Source organism: Bacillus sp. SM2101, assembly GCF_018588585.1.
Classification (GTDB): Bacteria; Bacillota; Bacilli; order Bacillales; family SM2101; genus Nanhaiella; species Nanhaiella sioensis.
Genome location: NZ_JAEUFG010000011.1, coordinates 1 through 22,828, shown reverse-complemented (window position 1 = coordinate 22,828; position 22,828 = coordinate 1). Strand labels below are relative to the sequence as shown.

Sequence of the window (22,828 nt, the reverse complement as noted above, 5' to 3'; positions counted from 1 at the left end):
TAGTTGTATGCGTGTTAATTTCTAATTATACAAAGTTCTTTTTGTAAACACGGTTGCTATTTTTACTAAAATTGGACAATATAATCAATGTTATGAGAGCTCAACATCATTCTAAAAGCAGAAAAGATGCCACAAAAGCTAGATGATTACGAGCGTATACGTTTTAGAACGAAAAGTAACAAGCTATGCGAAAACAGCCTATGAATAAACATTCAAAGTAAAAACAGCCGATAATAATTACGTAGCTGCTTTTTAGTGCTTTATCTATTATAAGTGCTTCACCCATTCACCTAAGACTTTATCTTTGGAGAATGGGTGAAGAAACTCTAGCGAAGAAGAATATCAGCTAAATTAAAATGAAAGAGCGTATATGAATGATATAATTTGTTAACCTACGCCATTTATTCTATAGCAAAAACAAATGAATAAAGAGGCTGCTTCCCATTATGCACTTCAACTTCAATTTCTGAATGCTGAGCTTCTATATAAGAGACAAGCTCCTCTACTTCGTCTTCAGCAGCATCTTCACCGAAGAGAATCGTGATAATTTCATCATCTTCATCTATCATATTGTCGAGCAATTCTTCCGCAACAGCTACCTTGTCTTCATTCGTTACTTCAATCTTGCCATCATTTATTCCCATAAAATCGTTTTTGGATATATCTAAGCCATCAATATTCGTATCACGAATGGCATAAGTAACTTGTCCAGTTTTCACACCACTTAGTGCATCTGTCATTAACTGTTCATTTTGAGTTAATTCGATTGTCGGGTTAAAAGCCAGTAATGAAACCATACCTTGAGGTACTGTTTTAGACGGAATGACTACTACATTTCCTTCAACAACTGTAGCTGCTTGTTGAGCAGCTAAGATGATATTTTTATTATTCGGTAGAATAATAATATTATCGGCATTTACTTCATTTATCGCATTAACAAAGTCTTCAGTACTCGGATTCATCGTTTGTCCGCCCTCAATGACAGAATGTGCGCCAATGCTTTTAAATAAATCTGCAATTCCTGACCCCATTGCTACTGAAATAATTCCATAAGGCTTTTGTTGAGCAACCTCTCTTGGCTGTATTATTTCTTCCGTAGTGTTAACTATATTACTATGTTGCTCTCTCATGTTTTCTATTTTCATATTAATTAAAGAGCCGTATCGTTTCCCATATGACAGTACTTCTCCTGGTTCTTCAGTGTGAATGTGGACCTTCACAACCTCTTCATCAGAAACAACTAATAATGAATCACCATGTGCACTTAAATCATTACGAAATTGCTCTTGAGAAAAAGATGGCGTATCTTGGTTGTCTTCACTAAACTTCACCATAAATTCTGTACAATACCCAAATTCAATATCTTCTGTATCCATATGGCTTTGTATACTTTTATGATGTTCTGCGTTAATTAATTCAGTCATAGTAGGGATGGTAGATGATTGTATAATTGTTTCATCTTTAAGTTCCGCCAAAAAACCTTCATACACAAAAACAAGGCCTTGACCTCCACTGTCAACAACCCCAACTTCCTTTAATACTGGTAACAATTCAGGCGTTCTACTAAGAGAAGATCTCGCTTCCTTCACAATCTCTTCCATTAACAGGATTATATCTGTTTCATGTTCAGCAGCTGAAAGTCCTCGATTTGCAGCATCCTTTGCGACTGTTAAGATCGTCCCTTCAACAGGCTTCATCACAGATTTATAAGCAGTTTTAACTCCCGAGGCAAACGCTTCAGCAAACTCCACGCTATTAATACTTTCCTTATGTTCTATCGCTGTAGCGAATCCTCGAAAAAGCTGAGATAATATAACACCAGAATTACCTCTCGCGCCCATTAACAAACCTTTTGAAAGCGATTTTCCTACTTTCCCAATATGGTCGGAAGTAACGTTGGAAACTTCCTTTGCTCCAGACGACATAGATAAATTCATATTAGTTCCAGTGTCACCGTCTGGAACAGGAAAAACGTTTAGTGCATCCACTAGTTTTGAATGATTAGCTAAATTTTTAGACCCCTGGATGACCATTTTAATAAAACGTTCTCCACTTAATTTCGTTAAAGACAAGATGTTTCCTCCTTACTATGCGTTCGTAACACGAACTCCTTGTACATAAATATTTACAGCGTCTACTGCTAGTCCGATTGTTTGATCTAACGTATATTTCACTTTTGTTTGTACATTATTTGCAACCTCGGAAATCTTCGTTCCATAACCAACTATAATATACATATCAATCTGAAGGTTATCATCCACTTGTCGAACAATGACTCCCTTGGTAAAATTATCTTTGCGTAATATGTCCGTTAAGCCATCTTTAATTTGATTCTTTGATGCCATACCAACTATCCCGTAGCAGTCTATTGCAGCTCCGCCAGCAATCGTTGCAACCACATCGTTCAAGATTTCAATCTGCCCGTATTTTGTTTTTAGTTCAATGGACATAAACGTTCCTCCTTTGGAATTGTACACCTGATTAAGGTCATTTTACTATAATAACAATTTTTTTAAAAGTAATACTGTAAATTAGCCGACGGCTAATTATAATCTGCCCCAATACGTATCTGTCAAGTAGATTTTCTTGAAAGCTTCTTATTGAACTGTTGCAATATGAATTGATGTGTGGTAAATTATATAAGTATTTCTTATAGCAAATATTGAAGTCTTTTTGAAAGCTTTATGGAAGTTAGGAGGGAGATAGACATGGCACGTAAATGTGTTGTTACTGGTAGAAAGACTCGTTCAGGTAATGCACGTTCCCATGCAATGAACGCTACAAAGCGCAAATGGGGTGCGAACCTTCAAAAAGTACGTATTTTAGTTGACGGAAAACCTAAACGTGTATATGTATCTGCTAGAGCTCTAAAATCTGGTAAGGTAGAACGCGTTTAATAAAGTATATTAACCGTTTGCATCAGTAAAAAAAGCACCTGACTATCGGTGCTTTTTTTACTATTCCTTTTTCTTAAAAGTCCCAAGCATTGCTCTAATAATTCCACCTAAAAATCTCGGTAATTTAATCGTATAAAATTTCATTGTTTCCCTCCTCACCAATGGTCCACGCATGACATTTCGATTCAATAAGCCTGTAATTTTTCTGTATAATTTCCTCTATAAGTATATTCAAGAATGCAAAAAAAGTACCTATTAACACTCTCATTAGCGGTATCAGTCTGTGCTTCTTACCATCAATAATATGCCACTAGTAAATGAAAAAGTACCTCGATCATCATTTAGTTCATTACTAATACATAATGTCGACCCTAATTTAATATGACAATTTTCTAATGGATATTTAAACCCAGATAATGATAGTTGCTCTATTTCTTTAGAAAAAGGAAGAAAAGATATGTAACGATAACTTTCATGTTTTTTTACAGAGTATGAACCTGGTTCATACATCGTCACAATATTTTGGGTATCAATTAAATGAATTTGTACGTCTTTTGCCAGTCCATTCACGAGAAGCTGTATATTGCCTAACAGATGATCTAATCTCCCCCCAGAACAGCCAAACAGTTGAATGGTTGTTGGTTGTTGTGCTAAAGCCCATTGAAGAGCAATTTCTATATCAGTTAAATCTTTTTCTTCCGGAAATATATGAACGTGTTTTAGCTGTTGTTCAATATACCTCATCTCATCTGCTGTAATAGAATCAAAGTCTCCAAATGCATGTCTCGGAACAATATCTGAATGGATTAAATATAACACACCTCTGTCAGCACCAACCCATAAGCACTCTTCACAGTTATACTGCTGAAGTGACGGAACATAACGAACAGGACCTCCACCTACAATATTTATGATCATTCCTACCATCACCTATCTTTATATTACGTTATATTTGTAAAAGCTCTTTTAATAAACTTTGTTACTATTGTTACAACATTATTTTAGCTATCTATTGTTGTTTATTCGATTACCATTGTTTTATCGAAGAAAGAGTACCACGAAATTGATCTGAAAATGTGTTTATGTTTTTAGGATAACTCGCAGAATTCCGTAGCCTACGTAAAAAAAGGATATCACCAAAGATATCCTTTCAAGTTCGTATGTAAGCTACCAATAAGAGAGTTTAGTTTATCCCTCGGATACTCTCAATAGCCTCTTTACGATTTTGTTTATTATACACTGCAGATCCAGCCACTAAGACATTTGCTCCTGCTTCTACGCATATTGGGGCTGTTTCAACATTTACACCACCGTCAACCTCAATTTCAACTTGTAACCTTTTATCTTGTATCATCTTTGATACTGCTTCTATTTTCGGAACAACTGAACGTATAAATTGTTGACCTCCAAAACCTGGGTTCACTGTCATTAGTAATACTAAATCAATATCTTCTAGAATATGTTGAATTGATTCAACTGGAGTTGATGGATTAAGGACTACACCAGCCTTCACGCCGTGTTCTTTAATAAGGTGAATGGTCCTATGCAAATGAGGACATGCTTCTACGTGAACTGAAATAATATCAGCTCCTGCCTTTGCGAACAATGGAATGTATGTATCTGGATTCTCAATCATTAGATGAACATCTAGCGGTATATTTGTAATTGGACGAATCGCATCAACGATTAGAGGGCCTATTGTAATGTTTGGGACAAAATGCCCATCCATCACATCAATATGAATATAATCAGCGCCTCCTTCAACCACATCTGTTATTTCATCCGCTAATCGTGAAAAATCTGCTGCTAATACTGAAGGTGCTACCTTTATCATATATTAATACCTCGGCTTTCTATCATTAATTTCTTGTAAAAAATGAATATAGTGATCATATCGATAAGAAGCTATAGTACCGGATTTTACAGCATCTTTTACAGCACACTTAGGTTCCGATACATGAGTGCATCCCCGAAATTTACAACGTGAACTTATGTCGCTCATCTCGGGGAAACAATAAGAAAGCTCATTCGCTTCAATATCGGTAAAATCCAAAGAACTAAATCCTGGGGTATCGGCGACTAACCCATTACCGATGGATAATAACTCCACATGACGTGTCGTATGTTTTCCTCTCCCTAGATGTGAAGAAATATCGTCTGTCTTTAATTCCAACTCTGGCCTGAGTGCATTGAGTAATGAAGATTTCCCAACACCAGATTGGCCTGCAAAAACAGAAATATGGTTATTCAAGAAAGGTGTGAGCTTTTGAATACCTTCCGTTGTAATCGACGATGTCAAAACTACTTCATATCCAATTTGGCGATAATCATCAGCATATTGGTGAATTTCTTGAATCAATGTCTCACTGGCTAAATCAATTTTACTTATACAAATAAGCGGCTCAATATTCTTTGACTCTATCAATACTAAAAAACGATCTAGTAATGCTGTGCTAAAAGCAGGCTCAAATGCAGAAAATACTAAGATTGCCTGATCAACATTAGCAATTGGCGGACGGTTTAATTCATTTTTCCGTTCCTTAATGTCCAATATATATCCTTCTTGATCATTATCTGCTTGATAGACAACTTGATCACCAACTAGTGGTGTAATATTTTTTTTTCGAAATACACCTCTACCTCGACATTGAACCGTTTGTCCATCGTTATACACGTAATAAAATCCACTCAAAGCTTTGATGATTTTACCTTCTAGCATTGACTCACTCCTACTATCTAGTCTTGAATATCTTTGTATCGAATCGTTTCTTCATAAAGAATTATTTTATCACGCAAAATTTTATATTCTGCTTTGCCGCCTTTCTCTATAATAAACTCAATTTTTTTATCAATCGTTTCAGTTATATCGAATTTATCGTATACCTCATTTATATATCTTTCCGCATCGTCAATATAAATAACGATTTCATTAAATGTATCTCCGTCATATTTAGGCTCAAAAGGTATTATAAAAGTTTGTTCAAGCGTCTTTATGGTCTCTTCTGGTTCTTCTGGTTCTTCCTCTTTGCCCTTTGATAAATAAACTATCACTTCAGCACCTTTATCTAACTCTGTACCTTCTTGTGGTGATTGTTTAAAAACCAAACCTTTTGCGACTTCATCATCAAATTCATCTTCTATTTTAATATTTAAACCTGTTTCTTCAGCATAGTCGTTGACTCCTTTTTGTGATCTTAGAGTCAAATCCTTCAATATTATTTTTTCGGGTCCCTTACTGACAGTAAAAATTACTTCCTGCTCATCAGGTATGACAAGGGAATCCGGATCTGGGGATTGATCAATGATTATTCCAGCATCATATTCATCACTTGACTGTTCCCTTTTAGTAACATCTGTAAAATTATGTTTTTCTTGCAATTGGTCTTTTGTTCTGTTGTAATCGTCCCCTATATAATCACCAAACTCAAATTTTTCTTTCCCACTGCTTCTATAAATATTTATTCCTGCACCAGGTTTTACCATAGCACCGTCTTCAGGATCAGTCTTAATAACAAGGCTTTCAATGACTTCATCACTTGTTTGATCTATTGTTTTTGTAATAACAAGATCTAATGCTTCAAGCTTTTTTACAGCTTCATCGTACTCCATATTTTTAACGTCGGGTACTGCAACATCATCTGGTGTTAATAAAGAAGGAATAAGGGTCACAGCTAAGACCGCCGCAATGACTAACATAAAAAACGTCGTAGTAATAATCATAGGAAGTCTTTTTCGCTTGTTTTTTTTAAGTTGTTTTGTTTCCTCAGATGATGGCTGTTGTGGCTCTTGTACCTTTGTTTTTTCATTAGCTAACAACTTCTCGTTAGTTAACACCGGAATCGCTTTCGTAACCTCATCATCTTCAACAGGCAGTGTAAATTTTTCTTCTGTCATTTTCTGCGGATCAAGAGCTGATCTTATATCAGCTTCCATGTTGTCTACAGAATCATACCTATGCAATGTATCTTTTGCAGTAGATTTTAAAATAATATTTTCTACACTTTGAGGGATGTCCGGATTCCACCTTTTTGGTGATGGTGTTTCTGATTGTAAATGTTTTAGTGCGATAGACACTACAGACTCGCCAGAGAATGGTATTTCTCCGGTCAACAATTCAAACATGACAATACCTAATGAATAGATATCAGATTTTTTATTCGCCAAACCACCACGCGCTTGTTCAGGAGATAAATAATGAACAGAACCTAATACAGAATTAGTATGTGTAATCGTAGTTGAGCTTAATGCCATTGCTATACCGAAGTCCGTAATTTTCACTGTTCCGTTATTGTTAACTAATATATTTTGTGGTTTAATGTCTCGGTGAACGATTTGGTTTTGGTGAGCGTGAGAAATTGCTGATGTCAATTGTTCCATAATATTTAAAGTTTCCTGCACTGACAAAGGAGCGTATGCTTGAATATATTGCTTCAATGTTTTTCCACGTACATACTCCATAACAATGTAATAAATATTATCCTCTTCTCCCACATCATAAATCGTCACTATATTAGGGTGGGATAAGCTCGTTGCAGCTTGGGCTTCTCGTCGAAAGCGTCTTATGAAATCCTCATCATGAGAAAAATCTAAGCGCAAAACTTTGATGGCAACCTCCCTGTCAAGAATCATATCTTTGGCAAGGTAAACGTTAGCCATTCCCCCTCCACCGACCACCTCAACAAGATCATATCTATCATTTAGACGTTTTCCAATTAACATTTTAGATCACCTGCTCTCATATTCCGATGTATATTCGATGATCGAAAGCGTTATATTGTCCTCGCCCCCATGCTCGTTAGCAAGATCGATGAATGCATGAGCTTTCTCACTTAACGAAAGGTCAGACTGTAATGTCGAGGTAAATTCATCTTCTGATATTTTATTAGATAGTCCATCGGAGCATAATAGGAGTATATCATCCTCTTCTAAAATAATGGTCTTTATGTCGAGTTTGATATCCTCCTCAGTTCCTAACGCTCTAAGTAAAACATTTTTTCTTGGATGATGTTCTGCGTCTTCTTTGGTGATTTGACCTGAACGGACCAATTCGTTAACTAAAGAATGGTCTTCTGTAAGCTGAGAAAAGCCCGTATCATTTAGAAGGTAACAACGACTATCACCAATATGCCCAACTGTTGTAAAGTTAGATGTGCATAATGCTACGACTAAAGTTGTACCCATTCCATTACAGTGAGGATTGTCATGAGCATGTTTAAACAGAGCTTCGTTCACTTTCACGACATGCTCCATCATCCACTTCTCAGCTTCTTCTGGTGTGTTGATACGTTCATTGTTCTCCCAAAAATCTCGTAATTGATTACTCGTCATTTCACTAGCAACATCACCTGCTCTGTGACCTCCCATACCGTCTGCTACGATTACAAGAAGATCTCCATGTTGATTTTTGAATATCCCACCATTATCCTCGTTATGAGGACGAACTTTCCCCTTGTCTGTGAGAAATGCTGAATTCACAACGTTCACCTCGTCTCCTCTTTACGTTCCTTTGCACGTAATTGACCACAGGCTGCATCGATATCATGTCCATGTTCACGTCTGATCGTTACATTGATTCCACGTTTCTTCAACGTTTTCTCAAAAGCAAATATTTGGTTTTTCGGTGTGCGTACATAATCGCGTTCTGGCACATAGTTAACTGGAATTAAGTTCACATGACAGTTAATTCCTTTTATCAGCTTGGCCAACTCTTCTGCGTGTTCAACTTGATCATTGACCCCACCAAACAAACCATATTCAAATGATACGCGCCTTCCCGTTTTGTCAATATAATAACGTACCGCATCCATTAATTCTGGCAATTTATAAGCCCTATTAATAGGCATTAAATTACTTCTTATATCTGAATTTGGTGCATGTAGTGATATAGCAAAATTAATTTGCATGTTCTCATCTGCAAATTGATAAATTTTAGGAATAATACCACTCGTTGAAACCGTAATGTGTCTCGCACCTATGTTTAAACCTGCATCATCATTGATAATTTTTAGAAAGGATAGCATTTGATCATAATTATCAAATGGTTCACCAATACCCATTATCACAACATGACTGACACGTTCATTTAATTCATCTAACGCCTTTTGAACTGTTACAACTTGTGCAACGATTTCGCCGGCAGTAAGATTTCGTTTTAGACCACCTAAAGTTGATGCACAAAATGTGCAACCTATTCGACATCCAACCTGTGTAGTTACACAAACAGAATTTCCATAATTATGCGTCATTAACACGGTTTCTATTGAGTAACCATCATACAATTCGAATAAAAACTTCATCGTTCCATCCGATGATGTTTGTTGAATAATCGTTTTTAGAGTAGTGATCGAAAAATGTTGCACCAATAATTCTCTCAAACTTTTTGATAAGTTGGTCATATCATCGAATGAATCAACCCTTTTTATATAAAGCCATTCAAAAACCTGTTTAGCTCTATAAGACTTTTCACCATTCGACTTGAGCCAGCTTTGTAATTCTTCTAATTTCAACGAGTAAATAGAAGGTTTAATCACATCATTAGTTGTATTGTTCTTTTGTTCTGTTTTTGTTGTATCTTCCATTTACATTACACCCGCTTTCTTAAACATGCTATATAAAAACCATCTGTTTTAAAATAATGAGGCAAAAGCTGAAGCTGTCCATTTTGAACATATGGACGTACATTTTCTGGGAGCCTCTCATTAATTGTTAAATCCTGTTCATAATCTTCATGTTCTAGTAAGAACTTATTGATGACATCGCTATTTTCAGCTTTATCTATTGTACATGTACTATATACCAATATCCCATCTTTTTTTAATAAAGGTGCTACAGCTTTTAAAATACTCATTTGGATTTCCGCTAACTTCAATACATCTTCCTCTGTCTTGGCATACTTGATGTCCGGTTTTCTTCTAACAACTCCTAGCCCCGAACAAGGTGCATCAACAAGAATTCTATCAAAGCTTTCTTGCGCATAATATTGCTGAACTTCTCTGCTATCAAGCACATTTGTTTCAACATTTGACAGCTCTAACCTATCTATCTGCTCTTGAACAAGCTTCACCTTATGTTTATGAAGATCAATGGACACAACTCGTCCTGTATTTTTTAATAGTTCCGCTATATGTGTAGCCTTCCCCCCTGGCGCACTACACGCATCAAGAATAGTGTTCTGCTCCTTTACATTTAAAGATTTAGCTACAAGCATAGAGCTTTCATCTTGGACGGTGAACAAACCTTCTTGGAAGGCTGTTGTTTTCGCAAGATTTCCTTTCATACTTTTTATTGCATCGTCTGACAGATCACCTTGTACAACATCATATCCTTCATTATTTAGATGGGCTAACAGCTCGTCTTTCGTCAACTTATTCGTATTCACTCTAACAGTTTGAACTGGAGGCATCAAATTTACTTCACACATTTGTTTAGTAGCTTCATAACCTAATTGGTCAACCCAGCGTTTGATGAGCCATTTAGGGTGACTCGTTTCAATAGCTAGACGCTCATAAGGATCCGTAATTTCTGCGAAGGAAGGAGCTCCTTCCCGTTGAAATGCTCTTAAAACCCCGTTTACCATTGAAGAAATACCTTTATGCCCCCGTTGCTTGGCAATTTCTACTGCTTCAAAAATGATCGCGCGGTCAGGGACACGGTCAAGGTATACCATTTGATAAGCAGACATTCTTAAAAGGATGTATACCCACTTTTCTATCTTACGTTTAGATTGTGTAAACGGACGTAAAAAATAATCCAGCGTCATTTTTCGTTGAATCGTCCCGTAAACTATTTCTGTAAGAAGACCGATATCTTTGCTATTTAGGTGATTTTTTTCTATCATACGATTTAATAAAATATTGCTATACGATTGATTTTTTTCTATAGAAAGTAGTATATCAAGTGCAACATTTCTTACATTACTTTTTTTCATGTCCTTCTCCTAATTGTACACCAACTTGCAATGAAGAACCCATGCCACGTAAATATTCTTCAGCAGTCATGCGCTTCTTGCCTGCTGGCTGTAGCTCAGTAATTTTTATACTAGTATCATCGCCAGTGGATACGATAAAACCATCCTGTTCAATAGAGGTGATTGTTCCAGCTACGTGATCATTATGTGTACTCAACTTTTCTCCCCACCAAACTTTCATTACCTGTCCATCTAGCATTGTATATGCTACAGGCCATGGGTGAAGGCCACGAATCTGATTATAAATTGCATCTCCAGGTCTAGACCAATCTATTTTTTCTTGTTCACGCTTAATATTATAAGCAAAAGTAACTTCGTCTTCATGTTGTTTTGTTGCTTTAATCTCATTGTTTAGTAACAAAGGAACTGTTTCTGATAATAGCTTAGCACCAGCAACACTTAACTTATCATGTAATGTACCCACATGATCAGTTTCTGCTATTGGAACCTCTACTTGAGTAATAATGTCTCCAGCATCAAGCTTCTTTTCCATATACATGATCGTAATCCCAGACTTCTTTTTCCCTTCCATAATAGCATAATGGATTGGTGCACCACCCCTAAGTTCAGGAAGTAGTGAAGCATGAACATTAATACAGCCAAACTTAGGAGTTTCTAGTATTTCTATCGGTAAAAGTTGACCGAAAGCTGCCGTCACAATTAAATCTGGTTGTAAACTGAGCACCTTATCATACTCATCTTTTAAACTAAGCCTTTCTGGTTGTAAAATGGGTATGCCATGCTTTTCAGCTTCCACCTTCACAGGGGGTGGGGTCAAAACTCTCTTTCTTCCTTTCGGACGATCTGGTTGTGTTACAACTGCTATTACGTCGTATCCATCATTAATTAATTGTTGCAATACGGGAACAGAAAAATCTGGAGTTCCCATAAATACTACTCTTGTCATGCTCATCCTGCCCTTCTATAGAATGAATAAGTCCGTAACCATTTCATGACCTATTACCATTCATTATACGTTCTTACTTTACTAGTCCATACGTTAACTTTAAATTTCTTCTGTATTTAATCACATGAGTATGTGTGGATTTAAATCAATAGCAACAGATAAGTTATTTCTAAGCATCTCTGCTTGGTATTTATCTATTATTTTCTTTAAAGCTAATCTTAGTTTGGGTTCATTTTTGTATTTTACCATGCATTGGTATCGATATCTATTATTTACTCGCGCCACCGGTGATGCTACAGGACCATATATGATTGTTCGGTCACTTAATTGTTGTCTTAAATATGCAGTAATTTTTTCAGTTATATCTACGACTTTTAATAATTGTGCATGTGAAACTGTAATTAATGCAAGATAATAGAATGGTGGGTATTGATGAAGCTTTCTAAGAACCATTTCCTTTTGATAAAAAATATCATAATTATGTTCACTTGCTAATTGAATACTATAATGCTCAGGTGTGTATGTTTGAATAACGACTTCACCTGGTAATTCATGTCGACCTGCTCGACCACTCACTTGGGTTAATAATTGGAAAGTCTTTTCAGATGAACGAAAATCTGGAATATGAAGTATTGTATCTGCTGTTAGTACACCAACCAATGTAACATTTGGGAAATCAAGCCCTTTAGCTATCATTTGTGTACCTAACAAAATATCTGCTTTCCCTTCACCAAAGTCATTTAATAAACGCTCGTGCGCACCCTTACGACTCGTTGTATCAACATCCATTCTAATTACTCGTGCATTCGGAATTACTTTAGTTAATTCTTCCTCGACTTTTTGTGTACCCGTTCCAAAAAAACGTATATGATCACTTTGACATTCGGGACATTCATTAACAGCTTGTTGTTCGTATCCACAATAATGACATTTCAGCTGATGTTCAGTTCTATGGTACGTGAGAGATATATCACAATGTGGACATTGGACGACAAAACCACAATCACGGCACATGACAAAAGAAGAATAGCCACGTTTGTTCAGCAGTAACACAGCTTGTTCTCCCTTTTCAATCCGATTCATTAATCTCTCAAATAATAGGGTAGAGAACATTGATCTATTCCCACTCCTAAGCTCTTCTCGCATGTCAACGATATCTACTGTTGGCAATGGTTGGTCGTTCATACGTTTAGACAGTGTTAATAGTTTATACACATCTTTTTTGGCTCTAGCGAATGATTCTAACGTCGGCGTTGCACTGCCAAGCACAACTGGACAATTATGATACTCACCTCGATAAATTGCAACATCTCGAGCATGATACCTAGGGTTTTCCTCTTGTTTATAACTCGTTTCATGTTCCTCATCAATAATGATAATTCCTACATTATCAAATGGTGCAAAGATCGCAGACCTTGCTCCAACTACAACGCTCACTTCATTCCTTTGTATTTTTCTCCATTCATCGTATTTTTCCCCTGTGCTTAAACCACTGTGCATAACAGCAACTTTTGATCCAAATCTTCCTTTAAACCTTTTTACCATTTGAGGGGTTAATGATATTTCAGGAACTAATACGATTGCTTCTTTCCCTTTTTTAAGAACTGCATCAATTGATTGCAAATATACTTCAGTTTTTCCACTACCCGTTACACCGTACATTAAAAAAACACTATGAATTTCTTTTTCAATATCACTTAATATTGGTGAAATGACTTCCTGTTGTTCATTTGTTAATGGTAATGGATGAGTTCTCTCAAATACGCGACCTTCAAACGGATTTCGATACACTTCTTTTTCACGCTCGATTAGGAAGCTTTTATCCAATAATGATTTAATAGCAGAAGTGTTCCCAAACATTTGAGCTAGCTCCTTTTTGGAGATCTCAGAAGAATGTTCACGAAAATAGCTGAGTATTTCCTTTTGCTTACCAGCTTGCTTTGGTAAACTCTCTACAATGTGATCAATTTCATCAATAGAGATTCCCAAGTTAATTACTTTGTTTTTTTTCATTTTGGCACGATCTTTGACTTGATAAATCACTTCTAAATTACCTTGCCGCACTTCATTTTGAATATCATACAACATATCTGATTGTTCAAGTTCTTTCCATAGCACTGTCTGTTTGCTGCTAAACAATTGTTGTAATTGGTTTGGTAAGTCCTTTAAGCTTGCTGACGAGCTCAACTTTATTTCTTTGTCATATTTTGCCCTCAACGCTGCTGGGAGCATTGCTTGATAAGCTGAAATAGTATAACAAAGTGCATAATTCGATAACCAAGACCCCAAATTAAGTAACTCATTATTCAACACTGGCGTAACGTCTAATATTGTTTGAATAGGCTTTAATTTATCAAAGTCTGAGTGGTTTTTTATTTCTACTACAAAACCTTGTACCTTTCTTGAGCCGAACGGAACAATCACTCTCATCCCTGCTTGAATAATCACAGTCCATTTAGCAGGGATTTCATAATCAAATGTTTTGTCAGTTTGATGTGCTGGAACATCAACAATTACGCTTGCTATTTTCATAGATGAACATCAACCATGTTTCTTATTTCTAATAATAAAGATTCAGCAACCTCTTTTTTAGTTAATAAAGGGAGCGCTATTTTCGTATGATCTTGTTTATAAATTGTGACGATATTCGTATCTACACCAAAACCAGCACCGTGATCATCAACCTTATTCGCTACGATCATATCTAGATTCTTTTTCTTCATCTTGGCTAGGGCATACTCTTCAACACGATCGGTTTCAGCTGCAAAGCCAATTAGTAATTGATGCTCTTTTCTTTCACCTAATGTTTTTAAGATATCTGTTGTACGTTCCATTTCAACAATGTAATCAACAGGTTGTTTTTTTATTTTCTGCTTCCGCTCATTCTTTGGACGATAATCTGCTACTGCTGCACATTTAACGACAATATCACTTTGATCATATAATTTCAGTATCTCATTCAACATATCTTGAGCAGATTCTACTTTTATGGTTTCAACATTTAACGGTGGATCAATGTTTGTAGGTCCAGATATTAAAACGACGTCTGCACCTAAACGAGCTGCTTCTTCAGCAATTGCATAACCCATTTTCCCAGAAGAGTAATTTGTGAAATAACGTACCGGGTCAATTCTTTCCCGTGTTGGTCCAGCAGTCACAATCATTTTTTTCCCTTTTAAAGGCTTTTTACTGTTAGAAAAATGTTCAGTTAATAGTTTAACGATATTTTCCGGTTCTTCTAACCTTCCTTTTCCAACGTATCCACACGCTAAATATCCTTCACTAGGCTCAATAAATTCATATCCAAAGCTTGCTAACTTGCTAATATTTTGTGTTACAGCTGGATGATCATACATATGGACATTCATAGCTGGAGCAACCCACACTGGCGCAGTGGTTGCTAATAACGTAGTAGTTAACATATCATCAGCTATCCCATTTGCAAGTTTGCCGATAACATTTGCCGTAGCGGGAGCAATTAAGACGATGTCAGCCCAATCAGCTACATCAATATGAGCAATCTTAGACGGGTTTTTTTCATCAAAAGTGTCAATATATACATCATTTCTAGTAAGTGCCTGAAATGTCAGTGGTGTTACAAATTCACAAGCAGATTCTGTCATTATAACTTTTACATTTGCCTCAGCTTGAGTCAGCTTACTGGCTAAAGCCGCTGCTTTATACACAGCAATGCCTCCACTCACACATAACAATATATTTTTATTTAACAACATAATTCTCGCCACCTTGGAATGAAATTACTATTTCTGTATTTAAAAAGGCTCTTTTCTTGTACTTTGTACTAATATTACCAAATTGGCATTCTAAAAAGTGGTTTTACGTGTAGGTCATCGTTGTATTGAAGAAAAGATGCCACGAATGCTATCTATATAAGTGTTAAGCTCTTAATACGAAAAACAATCAATGTTGAAAAAAGCCATTTAAAAAGGCTCTTTTCATATACTTTGTACTAATATTACCAAATTGGCATTCTAAAAGTGGTTTTATGAGTCATCGTTGTACTGAAGAAAAGATGCCACGATCGTTAGCCATATTCATGTTAAGCTCTTAAAGCGAAAAAAGCTAAGATAAAAAGAAAAAATGATGAAAAACTATTGTTGATAAAAAAACAACCTAAGAATATAGGTTGTCATTGATCTATTTGAAATTTCTTATTTATTCTTATATGTTAGAATACCTTCATTTATTTCTTCTAACGCCTTACCTACATATTTCTCTGATACCGTCTTTTCAAGCATTGCATTATTATTTTCTTGCATATCACGAGCCCTCTTTGACGCAACAGTTACAAGGGTATATTTTGAATGTAACTTCCCCATTAAAGAATCAATAGATGGATATAACATTTTTTTATTCAACCTCCAGCATTTTTCTATATCGGTTAGCAATTCTATCTCTGCGACAATGTTCTGCCGTAACGATTGCTTTTATGCGTTCACACGCTAGTTCAACCTCATCGTTTTCTACAACGTAGTCGTAAGCGTTCATCATTTCAATTTCTTGCCTAGCAGCGTTCATTCGATTATTAATTACCTCATTTGATTCAGTACCTCGAGTAGTAATTCTATTTTCTAATTCAGTTAAACTCGGAGGCATAAGGAAAATAAACAAGCCCTCAGGAAATGCTTTACGAACCTGCATAGCACCTTGAACTTCAATTTCTAAAAAGACATCCTTACCTTCTTGAAGAGTCTTTTCAACATAATCTACAGGAGTTCCATAGTAATTCCCTACAAACTCTGCCCATTCGAGCAGTTTAGATTGTGCTATTAACGATTCAAACTCTTCTCTTGATTTAAAAAAGTAATCCACCCCATCGACTTCCCCTTCACGCGGCTTACGGGTAGTCATTGAAATTGAATAATGTAACTTTATATCAGATTGTGAAAATAATGCCTTACGTACTGTACCTTTTCCAACACCAGAAGGTCCCGAAAGTACTATTAATAAACCTCTTTCTTTCATAACTTATTTTTGAACCTACCCTTCATCAGATAAATCATCCTTGTTTATTAAACGTTGTGCCACTGTCTCAGGCTGCACCGCAGAAAGAATAACATGTTCACTATCCATCACAAGGACAGCTCTCGTTCTTCTACCGTAAGTTGCATCAATAAGCTTTCCACGATCACGAGCTTCTTGAATAATCCTTTTTATAGGAGCAGATTCAGGGCTGACAATAGAAATGATACGATTTGCTGAAACGATGTTACCGAAACCTATATTAATTAATTTTATATACATAACGGTTCCTCCTATATGTTACTTAATTAGTTTAGCCGTCATAGCTCTGCTGTAACCACTGAAACTTATTCAATGTTTTGTACTTGCTCCTTTATTTTTTCCAGAAAGCTTTTCATTTCAACAACATGCTGAGCAATTAATACGTCATTTGCTTTTGAGCCAATTGTATTTATCTCACGATTTAATTCTTGCACGAAAAAATCTAGTTTCCTGCCAATTTCTTGCTTACGTTGCATCGTGTCGAAAAAATGGCTAATATGGCTATTAATTCGTGTTAATTCTTCATTAATATCCGCTTTATCGGCGAAAATAGCACCTTCAGTTAGTAGTCGCTGTTCATCGACTGTACCTGATAAAAATTCAGAAATACGTTTCGTTATTTTTTCTCGGTATAAATCATACACAATTTCTGATCTTTTTGAAACGACATTCACGCTATTTTGCATATTTTCTAATTGAGTTGATATATCAATTAGCAGTTGCTGTCCTTCGGAATAACGTGTTCTTTTCAACTGTACTACAGCATCCTCAATCGCTTCAAGTACTGTGTTCTCAATTTGTTCATTTCCACCGTCTTTTTCTTTAATCATGACGACATCATGTAATGAAAACAATTGCTTTATCGTTATTTGCTCTGGAAGCTTATATTTATCTATTGCAGTTTTAATCGTTTCGTAATATTGATCTAGTAAATGCCAGTCAACTTGAAGCGACCGCTCTACTAATTCATCACCTTCTATAGTAATAAATACTTCTACACGACCACGTTTTACATATGTAGAAATTAATTTTTTAATTTTTTTTTCTAATGCATATATGTATTTTGGCCCTTTAATGCTAACATCACTAAACCGATGATTTACTGATTTCATTTCAACAGTTACAGAATAATGCTCCAACTCAACTGTCGCTCTTCCAAAGCCAGTCATACTGTATACCATATAAACACACACCCATTTCAAGAGAACTTGTCTAAGCAAAGTTTAATGGTAGAGCTAGCCTCTATTCCACTATTTTACACATATAGATTCACGCATTAAGATAAAAAGGTAATAGAGTACACTCCATTACCAATTGTATTATATCATATAATTAAATTATTTTCTTGAAAAATGTGTAGTAGCAAGCAAAAAAGTTGGAATTGCAGATAATCCTAAAATTAGCAACCAATCGATTAACATGATTGAGGAAGTGTGAAAAATGACTTGTAGAGATGGTAAATAGATAACAACCATTAATAGTAAAATTGAAGATAGTACTGCAAACACTAGATAAATGTTTTCAAATGGCTTCCGTTCAAATATTGATCGTTCAGAACGACAATCAAATACATGAATTAATTGAGCCATGACTAACGTTGCAAAAGCAATTGATTGTGCATATTGTAATTCATTTGGATTACGGGAATATGTGATGATAAATGCTATTAAAGTAACTATCCCAATTAAAAAGCCTCTACTAATCACCTTCCATGCTAAACCTCTTGCAAAGACACCTTCAGTAGCACTTCTAGGTCTCCTTTTCATCACATTTTCTTCAGGCTGATCTAATCCGAGCGCCATAGCTGGTAAGCCGTCCGTTACTAAATTAACCCATAAAATTTGTATCGGAACTAACGGTAGCGGAAGGGCTAAAATCATAGCAAAAAGCATAACTAAAATTTCCCCTACATTGGAAGCAAGTAGATAACGTATAAACTTCCTAATGTTCTCATAAATATTTCTTCCTTCTTTTATCGCAGCTTTAATCGTTGCAAAGTTATCATCAACGAGAACTAAAGAGGAGGATTCTTTAGCTACATCTGTGCCGGTAATACCCATCGATATTCCAATATCGGCCGCTTTAATTGCTGGTGCATCATTTACTCCATCACCGGTCATAGCTACAATGTGACCTTGTTGTTGTAACGCTTTGACTATCTTCAGCTTATGCTCAGGAGATACACGAGCAAAAACATAGACATCATCAACAATTTCTTCTAATTCCTCAACGCTCATAGATGATAATGATGAGCCATCGAGGACTAAACCATGCTCAGGTAAAATATTTATCTGTTTTGCGATCGCTTGTGCAGTATTTACATGATCCCCTGTAATCATAATTGTTTTTATCCCTGCTTCATGACATTCCTTCACAGCCTGCTTCACTTCCGGACGAGGTGGATCAATCATTCCTTGTAACCCTATGAAAACTAAGTCTTTTTCCGCTTCAGTCTCCATACTTATTTTGTTATTTGAAGGGATTGGTTTGTAAGCTATCGCAATTGTTCTTAAAGCTTGATTGGCTAAACGCGCTATCGACTTTTCCACTTCATTACGATAATTGTTATTTAGTAGCTGTTTTTTATCATTCCACAAAATTGAATCACATTGTTTTAACAGGACGTCAGGAGCACCTTTTGTGATTACATATTGTTTTCCCTGTTTATCACTAGCAATAATAGACATCATTTTCCGAGAAGAATCAAATGGGAACTCTTTAATTATCTTAAACTCTTCTTGTAGTTGGTGCTTTGAAAGCTTCCCTTTCATCGCAGCTACAGCTAAAGCACCTTCAGTTGGATCACCATCAACAATAAATTGATTATCCTTCTCATTAATTTGAGCATGATTACATAATAATCCGAACGTAAGTAGTTGATAAAATGATTTGCTGGTTGTTGGGTCTACCTCTGTATTCCCATCAAAAAAACTGCCTTTAGGCTCATATCCAGTCCCTGTTACATTCCAGGTTTCCCCACCTGTCCACAAATGTGTAACTGTCATTTTATTTTGTGTTAACGTTCCAGTTTTGTCTGAGCAAATGACTGATGCACACCCTAAAGTTTCAATTGCAGGTAGTTTACGTACAATTGATTTCTGCTTTATCATCCGTTGAACCCCAAGAGATAATGCTACAGTTACGATTGCAGGTAGTCCTTCTGGAATAGCAGCTACAGCTAAGGATACTCCAGCCAAAAACATACTGTATAGATCGTGCCCTTGAAGCACACCAACAATTACAACAAGAAAAGTTAATATTAATGCAACACCAATTAAGATTTTTCCTAATTGTTCAAGGCGGCGTTGCAATGGTGTTTCAAGCGTTTGTTGCGACTGGAGTAAATTGGCAATATTCCCCATTTCTGTTTTCATTCCAGTACCAATTACAATGCCAGTTCCACTCCCCCTTGTTACCATCGTTCCCATAAATGCCATGTTGCTTTTGTCACCTAGTGCAGTTTTTGAACCTAAAATTGGATTTATATCCTTCATAACTGGTACAGATTCTCCAGTTAGAGCAGATTCCTCTATCTCAAGACTGTTTGATTGTAATAACCTCACATCGGCACCAATCCGATCTCCGCTAACAAATTGGATTATATCCCCTGACACAAGTTCCTTAGATGGAATTCGACACCATTGTTTATTTCTTAACACATGTACTTGTGGGGCTGCTAACTCCTTCAGTGCCTCCATTGACCTCTCTGCTCTTCTTTCTTGATAATAACCAAGAAAACCATTAATTAAGACAATAGCAATGATTGCAATGGCATCAATATACTCACCTAACAATCCAGAGATAAAAGTAGCAATCAAAAGTATTAAAACCATAAAATCTTTAAATTGTGCTAAAAACAATAAAAAAGCAGAAGGTCGCTCGGCTTCATCCAATTCATTCAAACCACTTTTTTGTTGCCGTTGATTTACTTCTTGCTCAGTTAAGCCTGTTTCAGAGTTGGAATTCATCACTTTTTCCACTTCTTCTAAGCGCATTTCATGCCAGTTCATCCAACCTTCACCCCTTATACTATACGGTTATTTCAATTATCTCTAAGGACAGCTTATTCGCACTTGTCCAAAAAAATGCTATACTTTTCATGTTAATGAGTATTCAAATGATGGACAGGGTTTGTTTTCATAGCTAAGAAATTAAAACAAAATTAGAAATAGAATTGGGTGAATGACAATGTCCTTTGATGGTCTGTTTACATATGCGATAACTAACGAATTACAACAATTATTATTAAATGGCCGTATTAGCCGTATTTATCAACCTTTTCAAAATGAATTAATACTACAAATTCGTTCGCAAGGAAAAAATCATAAGTTACTGATTTCTGCCCATCCCACATACGCGAGAATACATTTGACAGAAGAGCAATACAACAACCCACCTGAGCCACCGATGTTTTGTATGTTGCTAAGAAAGCATATAGAAGGTAGTATAATCCAAAGCATTCGGCAGGTTGGGCTTGATAGAATTATGATTATTGAATTAAAAGGGAAGAATGAAATAGGTGATGTTTCTCATAAACAATTAATTATTGAATTGATGGGAAGGCATAGTAACATTATTCTTGTTGATAAAGATGAGCAGGTGATTCTTGATTCCATTAAGCATATAACACCAGCCTTAAATCGTCACAGAACAATCTTACCTGGATTTGAGTATGTGGCACCACCGTCACAAGATAAGGAAAACCCTTTTTCAGTAACTGAAGATCGTATATTGAAAAAACTCGATTTTAACGCTGGTAAGCTTGATCAACAACTAGTTAATACGTTTGCTGGGGTTTCTCCCATGTTCGCTAAAGAAGTGATGTTACATGCTGGAATTGCAAACAGAAATTCATTACCTAAAGCGTTTATGACTCTCATATTAAAAGTGAAAAATATGGATATTTGCCCTCAAATAACAAGGGATGACTTGAAAGAAAGTTTTTATTTATTCCCCTTAGACCATATAAAGGGAGAGGCTAAAACATATTCATCACTCAGTACATTGCTCGATCGATACTACTATGGCAAGGCCGACCGAGAGAGGGTCAAGCAAAGAGCTGTAGACCTAGAGCGTTTTATTGAAAATGAAAAAAAGAAAAACGAAAAAAAGATAAAAAAATTAACTAACTCATTAAATAAAGCCAAAAATGCTGATCAATATAAACTACTCGGTGAGTTGTTGACAGCGAATATATTTATGGTTAACCAAGGTGATAGTGAAGTTGATGTAGTGAACTATTATGACGAAAACGGAACTACTATAACAATACCTTTAGATCCAAGAAAAACACCTGCAGATAATGCCCAAAGCTACTACACTAAGTATCAAAAAGCAAAAAAATCCATAGCCTTCATTCATGAACAAATTAGCCATGCTGAGGAAGAAGTGATATATTTCGATTCACTTAAGCAACAAATTCAATCTGCAACTGCTAGCGATATCGAAGAAATCCGTGAAGAGCTTGTTGAAGGAAGATATATTAGATCTAAAAAGCACAAGGGCCAAAAGAAAAATAAACTAGCCAAGCCCCAAATTGAACGTTATAAAGCAAGTGACGGGACAGAAATACTTGTGGGGAAAAACAATAAGCAGAATGATTATTTAACGAGTAAAGTCGCAAGAAAGGAAGAAGTATGGCTACACACAAAAGATATACCAGGTTCACATGTTGTTATACGACATGACCAACCTTCCGATCAAACAATTTTAGAAGCAGCTAATCTCGCAGCATATTTTAGTAAAGCAAAGCATTCAAGTTCTGTACCTGTTGATTACACAAAAATTCGAAACGTGAAAAAACCAAATGGATCAAAACCAGGCTATGTTATTTATGACAACCAGCAAACGGTCTTTGTCACACCAGATGAAGATCTATTAATAACAATGAGGGTTTGACACTCCCACCCCTAAAGGAGCAAGCTGATAGTCTTACGGCTCCAGTGGGATTCTCGAGTGATTAAACCGAAGTGCATTTCTGCTATCGGAGTATGACCTCGAGATTAGGGTATGCCATTACCCTTCCTAAGACAG

Annotated in this window: 20 protein-coding genes; 2 read left to right on the top strand and 18 right to left on the bottom strand. The window is 36.0% G+C overall.

What is annotated here, in order from left to right:
* Positions 1 to 401: 401 nt before the first annotated feature.
* Together JM172_RS12295 and JM172_RS12290 are read right to left on the bottom strand one after the other, a co-directional pair.
* A complete protein-coding gene (locus JM172_RS12295; RefSeq protein ID WP_214482644.1) occupies positions 402 to 2,072 on the bottom strand; it encodes a DAK2 domain-containing protein in 1,671 nt (556 codons plus the stop codon).
* Between the two features lie 15 nt (positions 2,073 to 2,087).
* Positions 2,088 to 2,450: an Asp23/Gls24 family envelope stress response protein gene (locus tag JM172_RS12290; RefSeq protein WP_214482643.1), complete on the bottom strand. Its 363-nt coding sequence runs from the start codon at positions 2,448 to 2,450 to the stop codon at positions 2,088 to 2,090.
* A gap of 258 nt (positions 2,451 to 2,708) precedes the next feature.
* On the opposite strand from JM172_RS12290, the gene rpmB reads away from it, so the two are divergent.
* Positions 2,709 to 2,897 carry a 50S ribosomal protein L28 gene (gene rpmB, locus JM172_RS12285; protein ID WP_214482642.1) on the top strand — a complete coding sequence of 63 codons (189 nt, stop codon included), beginning with the start codon at positions 2,709 to 2,711 and terminating at the stop codon, positions 2,895 to 2,897.
* A 60-nt stretch (positions 2,898 to 2,957) separates the two neighbouring features.
* On the opposite strand, the gene spoVM is transcribed toward rpmB, so the two are convergent.
* From spoVM to JM172_RS12205, 16 genes are all read right to left on the bottom strand, one after another.
* Complete coding sequence (gene spoVM, locus JM172_RS12280) at positions 2,958 to 3,041, bottom strand: stage V sporulation protein SpoVM (protein WP_214482780.1); 84 nt, start codon at positions 3,039 to 3,041, stop codon at positions 2,958 to 2,960.
* Positions 3,042 to 3,173: 132 nt separating this feature from the next.
* Complete coding sequence (locus JM172_RS12275; RefSeq protein WP_214482641.1) at positions 3,174 to 3,815, bottom strand: thiamine diphosphokinase; 642 nt, start codon at positions 3,813 to 3,815, stop codon at positions 3,174 to 3,176.
* A gap of 265 nt (positions 3,816 to 4,080) precedes the next feature.
* Positions 4,081 to 4,731 (bottom strand): ribulose-phosphate 3-epimerase, encoded by a 651-nt coding sequence (gene rpe, locus JM172_RS12270; protein ID WP_214482640.1) that lies wholly within the window; start codon positions 4,729 to 4,731, stop codon positions 4,081 to 4,083.
* Positions 4,732 to 4,734: 3 nt separating this feature from the next.
* Positions 4,735 to 5,616 carry a ribosome small subunit-dependent GTPase A gene (rsgA, locus tag JM172_RS12265; RefSeq protein ID WP_214482639.1) on the bottom strand — a complete coding sequence of 294 codons (882 nt, stop codon included), beginning with the start codon at positions 5,614 to 5,616 and terminating at the stop codon, positions 4,735 to 4,737.
* Between the two features lie 17 nt (positions 5,617 to 5,633).
* On the bottom strand, positions 5,634 to 7,616 hold the full coding sequence (gene pknB, locus JM172_RS12260; protein ID WP_214482638.1) for a Stk1 family PASTA domain-containing Ser/Thr kinase: 1,983 nt from the start codon (positions 7,614 to 7,616) through the stop codon (positions 5,634 to 5,636).
* 6 nt (positions 7,617 to 7,622) lie between these two features.
* A complete protein-coding gene (locus JM172_RS12255) occupies positions 7,623 to 8,372 on the bottom strand; it encodes a Stp1/IreP family PP2C-type Ser/Thr phosphatase (RefSeq protein ID WP_214482779.1) in 750 nt (249 codons plus the stop codon).
* A gap of 5 nt (positions 8,373 to 8,377) precedes the next feature.
* Positions 8,378 to 9,475: a dual-specificity RNA methyltransferase RlmN gene (gene rlmN, locus JM172_RS12250; protein ID WP_214482637.1), complete on the bottom strand. Its 1,098-nt coding sequence runs from the start codon at positions 9,473 to 9,475 to the stop codon at positions 8,378 to 8,380.
* 5 nt (positions 9,476 to 9,480) lie between these two features.
* Positions 9,481 to 10,824, bottom strand: a complete 1,344-nt coding sequence (gene rsmB / locus JM172_RS12245; protein ID WP_214482636.1) for a 16S rRNA (cytosine(967)-C(5))-methyltransferase RsmB — start codon at positions 10,822 to 10,824, stop codon at positions 9,481 to 9,483.
* On the bottom strand, positions 10,811 to 11,770 hold the full coding sequence (fmt, locus tag JM172_RS12240) for a methionyl-tRNA formyltransferase (protein ID WP_214482778.1): 960 nt from the start codon (positions 11,768 to 11,770) through the stop codon (positions 10,811 to 10,813). The genes rsmB and fmt overlap by 14 nt, the downstream gene beginning before the upstream one ends.
* 120 nt (positions 11,771 to 11,890) lie before the next feature.
* Positions 11,891 to 14,302: a primosomal protein N' gene (priA, locus tag JM172_RS12235; protein WP_214482635.1), complete on the bottom strand. Its 2,412-nt coding sequence runs from the start codon at positions 14,300 to 14,302 to the stop codon at positions 11,891 to 11,893.
* A complete protein-coding gene (gene coaBC, locus JM172_RS12230; protein WP_214482634.1) occupies positions 14,299 to 15,504 on the bottom strand; it encodes a bifunctional phosphopantothenoylcysteine decarboxylase/phosphopantothenate--cysteine ligase CoaBC in 1,206 nt (401 codons plus the stop codon). Before coaBC ends, priA begins: the two co-directional genes overlap by 4 nt.
* A 438-nt stretch (positions 15,505 to 15,942) precedes the next feature.
* Entirely contained in the window at positions 15,943 to 16,137 is a 195-nt protein-coding gene (rpoZ, locus tag JM172_RS12225) for a DNA-directed RNA polymerase subunit omega (protein ID WP_214482777.1), read from the bottom strand.
* A gap of 4 nt (positions 16,138 to 16,141) precedes the next feature.
* The gene (gene gmk, locus JM172_RS12220; RefSeq protein ID WP_214482633.1) at positions 16,142 to 16,756 is read right to left on the bottom strand and encodes a guanylate kinase; all 615 of its coding nucleotides are present in this window, start codon (positions 16,754 to 16,756) and stop codon (positions 16,142 to 16,144) included.
* A gap of 15 nt (positions 16,757 to 16,771) precedes the next feature.
* Complete coding sequence (remA, locus tag JM172_RS12215; protein WP_214482632.1) at positions 16,772 to 17,035, bottom strand: extracellular matrix/biofilm regulator RemA; 264 nt, start codon at positions 17,033 to 17,035, stop codon at positions 16,772 to 16,774.
* Positions 17,036 to 17,100: 65 nt separating this feature from the next.
* Entirely contained in the window at positions 17,101 to 17,976 is an 876-nt protein-coding gene (locus tag JM172_RS12210) for a YicC/YloC family endoribonuclease (protein ID WP_214482631.1), read from the bottom strand.
* A gap of 156 nt (positions 17,977 to 18,132) precedes the next feature.
* On the bottom strand, positions 18,133 to 20,805 hold the full coding sequence (locus JM172_RS12205) for a calcium-translocating P-type ATPase, SERCA-type (RefSeq protein ID WP_214482630.1): 2,673 nt from the start codon (positions 20,803 to 20,805) through the stop codon (positions 18,133 to 18,135).
* A 178-nt stretch (positions 20,806 to 20,983) separates the two neighbouring features.
* Between JM172_RS12205 and JM172_RS12200 the strand changes: the two genes are divergently transcribed.
* Positions 20,984 to 22,693: an Rqc2 family fibronectin-binding protein gene (locus JM172_RS12200; RefSeq protein WP_214482629.1), complete on the top strand. Its 1,710-nt coding sequence runs from the start codon at positions 20,984 to 20,986 to the stop codon at positions 22,691 to 22,693.
* The last annotated feature ends 135 nt before the right edge of the window (positions 22,694 to 22,828 follow it).

Coding starts and splice junctions, on each gene's coding strand:
- coaBC (WP_214482634.1), bottom strand. CDS start 15,504: ATGTTGTTAAATAAAAATATATTGTTATGTGTGAGTGGAGGCATTGCT.
- JM172_RS12275 (WP_214482641.1), bottom strand. CDS start 3,815: ATGATCATAAATATTGTAGGTGGAGGTCCTGTTCGTTATGTTCCGTCA.
- rpoZ (WP_214482777.1), bottom strand. CDS start 16,137: ATGTTATATCCATCTATTGATTCTTTAATGGGGAAGTTACATTCAAAA.
- JM172_RS12290 (WP_214482643.1), bottom strand. CDS start 2,450: ATGTCCATTGAACTAAAAACAAAATACGGGCAGATTGAAATCTTGAAC.
- rsmB (WP_214482636.1), bottom strand. CDS start 10,824: ATGAAAAAAAGTAATGTAAGAAATGTTGCACTTGATATACTACTTTCT.
- remA (WP_214482632.1), bottom strand. CDS start 17,035: ATGTATATAAAATTAATTAATATAGGTTTCGGTAACATCGTTTCAGCA.
- JM172_RS12210 (WP_214482631.1), bottom strand. CDS start 17,976: ATGGTATACAGTATGACTGGCTTTGGAAGAGCGACAGTTGAGTTGGAG.
- JM172_RS12205 (WP_214482630.1), bottom strand. CDS start 20,805: ATGAACTGGCATGAAATGCGCTTAGAAGAAGTGGAAAAAGTGATGAAT.
- rpmB (WP_214482642.1), top strand. CDS start 2,709: ATGGCACGTAAATGTGTTGTTACTGGTAGAAAGACTCGTTCAGGTAAT.
- fmt (WP_214482778.1), bottom strand. CDS start 11,770: ATGACAAGAGTAGTATTTATGGGAACTCCAGATTTTTCTGTTCCCGTA.
- rpe (WP_214482640.1), bottom strand. CDS start 4,731: ATGATAAAGGTAGCACCTTCAGTATTAGCAGCAGATTTTTCACGATTA.
- rlmN (WP_214482637.1), bottom strand. CDS start 9,475: ATGGAAGATACAACAAAAACAGAACAAAAGAACAATACAACTAATGAT.
- JM172_RS12200 (WP_214482629.1), top strand. CDS start 20,984: ATGTCCTTTGATGGTCTGTTTACATATGCGATAACTAACGAATTACAA.
- rsgA (WP_214482639.1), bottom strand. CDS start 5,616: ATGCTAGAAGGTAAAATCATCAAAGCTTTGAGTGGATTTTATTACGTG.
- priA (WP_214482635.1), bottom strand. CDS start 14,302: ATGAAAATAGCAAGCGTAATTGTTGATGTTCCAGCACATCAAACTGAC.
- pknB (WP_214482638.1), bottom strand. CDS start 7,616: ATGTTAATTGGAAAACGTCTAAATGATAGATATGATCTTGTTGAGGTG.
- gmk (WP_214482633.1), bottom strand. CDS start 16,756: ATGAAAGAAAGAGGTTTATTAATAGTACTTTCGGGACCTTCTGGTGTT.
- spoVM (WP_214482780.1), bottom strand. CDS start 3,041: ATGAAATTTTATACGATTAAATTACCGAGATTTTTAGGTGGAATTATT.